This is a genomic window from Streptomyces sp. McG3 (assembly GCF_018619185.1).
Lineage (GTDB): Bacteria > Actinomycetota > Actinomycetes > Streptomycetales > Streptomycetaceae > Streptomyces.
Genome location: NZ_JAAXYC010000377.1, coordinates 1 through 6,693, shown reverse-complemented (window position 1 = coordinate 6,693; position 6,693 = coordinate 1). Strand labels below are relative to the sequence as shown.

The following is a 6,693-nucleotide window of genomic DNA, read 5'->3' as shown; positions in this document are numbered from 1 at the left end:
GCGGACCCCGCCCCGTGCGGGTTCGGGCGGACCTCACTCCGGGCGGGTTGGGGCGGACCTCACCTCGTGCGGGTTCGGGCGGACCTCACCCCGGGCCGAGTCGGGCGGACCTCACCTCATCAGGCCGGTTCGACGGCGCACTCGGCGGCGAACTCGCACAGCGCGGCCCGGTCCGCGCGCCCGGTCTTGCTCAGCAGACTGGCCATGTGCTTCTCCACCGTGCGGGGCGAGATGGACAGCCGTCGCGCGATCTGCTGGTTCCCGGGCCGCTCCGGCAGCAGCACGAACACCTCGTACTCGCGCGGGGTCACCCCGCCCGCCCGCAGCGGCGACGGGATCCGGTCCCAGCCGCCCCGGTGCTGGCCCACGCTGGCCCCGGCCTGCCGCAGCGCCGCCCGGCACGCGGAGGCGACCGGCTGCACCCCCGCCCCGTAGAAGTACTCCTCGGCGGACCGCAGCCACGCCACCGGCTCGCCCCACCCGTCCGCGCGGGCCGCGTCCGCGACCAGCCGCAGGCCCAGGTGGCGGGCGACCGGGAAGGGCGCGGACCGCACATCGAACGACGCCATCAGCCGGGCCGCCCCGGCCGGATCCCCCTCCCGGCCCAGCAGCACCGCGTCCGCCAGCTCCAGGAACTGCCGGTTCCAGGCGAGACACCCCCCGGGAGTCGCCCGCGCCTCCGCCAGCTCCGCCCGGTCCGCGTCGCCCGCCAGCACCCGCAACAGCGGGCGCAGCCCGTACCGCCCGCTCAGGTAGTAGTAGCTCGGGTGGTCGGCCTCCCAGGCCAGCGCCTCGTCCAGACCCGCCGCCGCCCGCTCCCGGTCCTCCTCCAGGAGCGCCCCGAACGCCCGGCACAGCCCCGACCGGAGCGGCACCAGCAGCGACTGCTCGCCCCCGGCCCGCCGGAACGAGGCCAGCGCCCGGTCCATGTCCCGCCGCCGCCCCCGGTGCGCGGCCATCGTCGCCCCGGCCAGCAGCAGATAACGGTGGGCGGACCGGTCACCGACCCGGGCGCTGGCCTCCGTCGAGCGGTCGATGATCTCCTGCGCCTCCTCCCACCGGGCGCACATCACCGCGTTCATCGCGAGCAGCCCGTCGACCGTGCGGGTCAGCAGCAGCGCCCCCAGCTCGGTGGCCGCCGCCCGCGCGGAGAGCAGCCGGGCCGCGTCCCCGGTCCGCATGAAGGCGTTCGCCCCGAGCCGCACCAGCGCCTCCACCCGCCAGACCGGCAGGGCGTGTTCGGTGGAGATCGACAGCATCCGCTCCAGCGCGGCGTCCGCGGCGTCGAAGCCCTCCTCGCGCCGCAGCAGCGCCAGCAACTGCCAGGCCTGACAGGCCACCACGGGCAGCCCCTCGGCCTCGGCGGTCTCCGCGGCCTCCCGCACGGCCCGCTCGGAATCCGCCGGATCCCGGGGCCTTCGACCGTGCCCGGGAAGCAGCGCCAGATACCCGTCGACCACCACGAGCGCGGCCCGGCGGCCCGGCGGCGGCGACGGGCCCAGCAGGACCCGGGCCGCCTCGACCTGGAGCGCCGCGTCGGCGGTGCGCTCCGCCATGACCGCGGCCCAGGCGAGCTCGATGTGGATCAGGCCGCGCCGGGCGGCGGCCTCGGAACGCGCCGGAACCGGCGGCAGCGCGTCCGCCAGTGCCAGTGCGCCGTCCAGATCGCCGCCCTCGGCACGGGCGACCGCCAACGACTCGGCTACGGCGGCCCGGTCGGTCTCGGCGGCCAGCGGGTGCGCCCGCTCCAGCAGCACCACGGCGGAGCCGTGCGCCCCCGAAGCGAGCATCCGTCTTCCCGCCTCCGCGAACTGGCGGGCCGCCCCGGCCCGGTTGCCCGCGGCCAGTTGCAGCGAGGCGACGAGCTGCCGGCCGTCCTCGTCCAGCGGCTGCCCCGAGTGCTCGATGGCCCCGGCGGCGCGGCGGGCCAGCGAGGCGCGCTCGGCCGGCGCCAGCGAGGAGATCAGGGCCTCGGCGGTCAGCGAGTGCCGGAAGGTGTAGCGGTCGGGGGCCGCGCCGTCCGGGGCGATGACACCGGCCTCCACCGCCGACCGCAGATGCGTGAACAGCGCCCGGTCCTCGAAACCGGTGACGGTCTGGAGCACCGTCACCGAGAACTGGCTGCCCAGGGTGGCCGACGCCAGTAAGAGGTCCCGCACCGGCTCGTCCAGCCGCTCCAGCCTGCGGGCCCAGCTGCGGACGATGTCCGAGGGGACCGAACCGCCCGGCTGCTCCACCGCCTCCCACCCGTCGTCCGTCCGCCGGAGCCGGCCGGTGTCCAGCAGGTCCGCCAGCAGCACTTCCAGCAAGTACGGGTTGCCCGCCGCGCGTTCGGCCAGGCGGCGGTGCACCGACTCGGGTATCTCCTCCGGCCGCGCCTCCAGACACGCGCCCGTCAGCGCCCGCACCCGGTCGTCGCGGAGCGGGCCCAGTTCCCGTACGGTCGCGGCGTGACGACGCTCGACGGAGCGTACGAGGTCCAGGGCGGCGCCCGGCTCCGGACGCAGGGTGCCCAGGAACAGGATGGGCAGATCGGCCAGGTTGTCGATGACGTACTCGACGACCGCGACGGTCTCCGTGTCGCAGTCGTGCAGATCCTCCAGCAGGATCGCGCAGCCCGCCTCCCGGCCCAGCACGGACAGCAGCCGCAGCAGGGCCTCGGCCAGCTCCACGACCGTCTCCGGATAGCCGGGGGACCCGTCCTTGCGCCACTCCGGGACCAGCCGGGCCAGCGCCGGGTGGTAGGGGGCGAGCTCCGGATCGGTCGGGGTGCCGGCGGCCCGGAACCGGGACGCCAGCGCCTCCGCGAGCGGACGGAAGGGCACGACGAGCCCGGTCGAGGTGGCCCGGCCGCGCAGCACGGGCATGCCGAGCCCGTACGCCCGGTAGGCGCACTCGCCCACCAGCCGGGACTTGCCGATACCGGCTTCCCCGAGGAGGAACAGCGCGCGCCCCGAACGCCGTTGTACGGCGTCCAGGGCGCTGCTCAGCAGACCGATCTCCTCGTCCCGTCCGACGATGACCGGCGAAGTGGCTCGCATGGCCGCAGGTTACTGGAGCCCCAACCCCTACGGCAGCGGGCCAATTCGGCTTATTTGCGGCTGAGTTGGCTGGAACCGTTCACCACGGGGCCGTCATGGTGGTCCACGGCAGGTCGTGGCTGTAGCCGCTCTCGCCCTCCGAGGCGCTGAGAAGTCTGCCGCGCGCACCGAGGCCTCCGGTGGACCCCAAGGAGATCTGCCCCGCCGGGTGCTCGGGCGTGCCCTCGTGCGCGATCTCGCCGGACGCCTGCAGGGCCGATTCGCCGAACTGCTTCATCTCTGCCTCATCCTCTGGGTGATGGTGATGGTGATGGTGATGGTGATGGTGGTGATGTGGTCGTCGTCGAAGCCGTCGTTCGGTCAGGGGGCCCCGGAGGGGCGCAGGAGCAGCGCGGACCCGATCCGGTCGGGGAACCCGGCCCGCAGCAGCCCGTGCCCGATCCCCGAGAGCCCGGTGAGCAGCCCCGGGTGCGGTACGCGGCCGGGCGTCCCGCACTGCGGGCCCGCCCGGTCCGCCGAGGCCAGCAGCGTCCCGGCCCGGCGCATCCACGCGGGCCGCGCCGCGGGCAGGGCGCTGTGGCCGAGGAGTTCGAGCAGCCCCGACTCCCCGTGGCACAGGCTGTCGTCGGCGAGCGGACCGATGCCCGCCAGCTCGCCGGAGCGTGCCGCGAGCCAGCCGGACAGCTCCGGGTCCGCCAGCGCGTCGGGGCTGTCCGCGATCGCCAGCGCGATGCCGGCCACCCCGTCGCACCAGGCCGGCCCGGCGACCGCTCCGGACGCCGTTTCGTGAGCCGGCCCGGCGGCCGTTCCGTGCGGCGCTCCGGCGGCGGTCACGCGGTTCGCTCCGGCCGTCGCCCGGCGCAGGGCCTCCAGTCCGGCGCTCCGGTGGCGGGCGTCGCCCCCGGCCCCGGCGAAGCGCAGCAGCGCCCAGCCGATCCCCGCCGCCCCGTCGGCGAAGCCCCCGGCGTCGGGGAGCGGGGCGGCGGCGATCCGCTCGGCGCAGCGCTCGGCGCCACGCCAGGCCTCGGGGCGGCCGGTGGCGCGGTGCACCGCGAGCAGCGAGACGAGCCCGCCCGCCGCCCCGCCGCGCACCCCGTACCCGTCCTCGGCCGCACTCGCCGCGCAGCTCAGCCGGACGGCGGGACCGGCCTGGTCCAGCACCTCCCGGTCGCCCAGCAGCGTGCCCACCTCGGTCAGCGCGTACGCGATGCCGCCGAGTCCCGCGAAGGCGCCGGAACCCAGGGACCCGAGTTCGTCGGCCCGTCCGTGCAGCGCGTCCAGCAGCCCCGGGACCGGGGCGAGCGCCTCACGGGCCGCCTCCGCGTACCGGGAGGCGCCGGTGAGCGCGGCCAGTTGTGCCAGGAAGAGCGCGGGCCCCGTGTAACCGCCCGCGAGGTCCGCCGCCATCGGCGTGAGCCGCCAGTAGCGCTCGCCGAGCAGTTCGAGCCCGATCCAGTTGGTGCGGCGCTCGTGGCGGTAGGCGAGGGAGACGAGCTGGTCGCCCACCGACCGTGCGGCGGAGAGCAGTTGCTCGGGCTCCGGTGCGGTCGCCGCGCTCCGCGACCGGCCGCCCGGCGCCGCCCGGTGCGGCGGCTCGGGCGAGGTACTCACCATGGCGGCCCGGATGATCCGTTCCTGGTCCTGGCGGTCCACGGTGTCCATCGCGCGGACCTTCGCCTCGACGCGGGCCAGCCCGGTGGGGCCGGCGGGGTCGCCGCCGGGCTGCCCCGGCACCGTACGGCCGGTGCCGCTCCACAGCTCCGTGCCTCCCGGCCGGGTGCCGAACACCGGCACGTCACCGTGCCACAGCTCCGCGACCTCCTCGTCCTCCACGCCGGGCAGCGCGGGCATGCCCAGGAGCGGGGTGCGCAGCAGCGAGAGGACCTGGTGCCGTTCGGTGGCGTCCCGCATCAGATCGGGGTGGGTCGACTCGTCCAGCAGCGTCGTGTACGTCCAGGTCGGCCGGGGCACGACGCGCACCTCGTCCCGCGCGAAGAGCCTCAACAGCCCGTCATCGCCGAGCAGTTCGTCCCGATACTCGCTGATCGCCGTGTATCCGGCGCGGAAGCCGCCGCACAGGGCCTCGGTGTACGCGGAGGGGTCGGCCGCCACTCCGCCCAGCCGGGGCCGGTTGGCGGACTCGGTGAACCGGCCCGCCCGCCGCACCAGCCGCATGCGGTCGGTACCGGCGTCCGCCCAGTCGGCGGTCTCGATCGGCGACGACGCGGCCCGGCCCCCGCCGATGGCGGACATGTCGAGCGCGGTGGTGTCCCCGACGAGCAACTGGGGCAGCAGGCCCACCCGGTGGACCGAGTCGTGCAGGGCCCGGGCGGCCGGATCGGAGGACCCGGCGGGTCCCAGCGGCGGGTGGAACAGCGTCTCCACGTCGACCAGCACCGGGTGCGGGCCACAGGCGATCAGGTTCTCGTGGTGCAGATCCGTACCGTCCAGCGTGTGCAGCAGGGCCAGCAGCGCACCCTGGCGCCGGTAGAACAGCCGGGTCTCCGCCGCCGAGGAGCAGGGCCGCTCCTCGACGAACTCGGCCCAGCCGTACTCCCCCCGGTCCAGGACCCGCAGCACCCGCAGCTCCGGGGCGCCGGGCAGCGCACCGAACCACTCGGCCAGGGCGTTGAAGTGCCGGTGAGCCGCGAGCGGACGTGGCTTGTAGACCAGCCGGCCGCCGTCGGCGAACCGCAGCAGCATCACCGACCGGCCCCCGCGATGGCTGTCGCCCGCCCCGGCCTCGACACCGGTGAGCGCCCCGGGCCCCGCGCTCCCGCCGCGCCCGCCCTCCGGGGAACCGGCCCGGTCGCCGAGCACCCCCGAGGGGGCCAGCAGGTGCCGGTCGGCGGCGAGCCGCGCGGCCATCTCCGCGAACGCGTCCCCCGCGTTCAGGCAGGCCGTCGCGAGGAGGCGGGCCAGTACGGGGTAGCCGCTGACGAGCAGGGCGAGGCCGTCACGGCGGGCGGTCCGCCGGACGAAGTCCCGGAAGCGTTCCTCGGGCCCCTCGCCGCTCAACCGGCCCAGCCGGCGGGCCTCGTGCAGTTCCGTGACGAGGGTGCGCGCCGCGATCCGGGACAGCCGACGCGTCAGCTGTCGCCGGAAGTCCGCCAGGAGGGGCGAGGAGCCGTCTGCCGCCGCGCCGTCTGCCGTCGGGCCGGCCGCTCGGCCGTTCACCGAGCTGCCGACCGAGCCGTTGACCGTGCTGCCGGCCGCCGGGCCGTCCTTCGTGAGCGCGTCCCGGAGCCGCCGTGCCGCCGCCTCGACGAACGGCGCGACGACCGGCCCGAAGCCGCTGAGCCCGGGGTACGCCCCGTCGGGGACCACCACGTCACGCGGCGCCGAGGCGACGGCCTCCCGGGCGAAGACCGCCCAGCCGGGTTCGCCGCCGCTTCCGCCCCCGACGACACCGGGCAGCCACCACGGCTCTCCGGCGGCGGAAGCGGCGGCGACGGACTCGAAGGGGGCAGCGGCGACGGACGGGACAGCGGGGGCAGACGGAACAGCGGCGACGGACCCGACGGGAACCGCGGCGGCGGGGCGACGGCTCGTCCCTCTGTCGATCAGATCCTTCTCCGCCACCGCTCCGCACCTCCCCGGTCCCGGGCCGGCCCCGGTCGGGCTGCCCGCGTCCATCGTGGCGGGGGAGCGG

3 protein-coding genes are annotated in these 6,693 nt (G+C 76.4%); all 3 read right to left on the bottom strand.

Annotation, left to right across the window (positions count from 1 at the left end):
• Positions 1 to 119: 119 nt before the first annotated feature.
• Positions 120 to 3,041 carry an AAA family ATPase gene (locus HET64_RS34685; RefSeq protein WP_215111222.1) on the bottom strand — a complete coding sequence of 974 codons (2,922 nt, stop codon included), beginning with the start codon at positions 3,039 to 3,041 and terminating at the stop codon, positions 120 to 122.
• A gap of 79 nt (positions 3,042 to 3,120) precedes the next feature.
• Complete coding sequence (locus HET64_RS34680; protein WP_003969056.1) at positions 3,121 to 3,318, bottom strand: hypothetical protein; 198 nt, start codon at positions 3,316 to 3,318, stop codon at positions 3,121 to 3,123.
• Positions 3,319 to 3,401: 83 nt separating this feature from the next.
• Complete coding sequence (locus HET64_RS34675; protein WP_215111221.1) at positions 3,402 to 6,623, bottom strand: type 2 lanthipeptide synthetase LanM family protein; 3,222 nt, start codon at positions 6,621 to 6,623, stop codon at positions 3,402 to 3,404.
• Between the last annotated feature and the right edge of the window lie 70 nt (positions 6,624 to 6,693).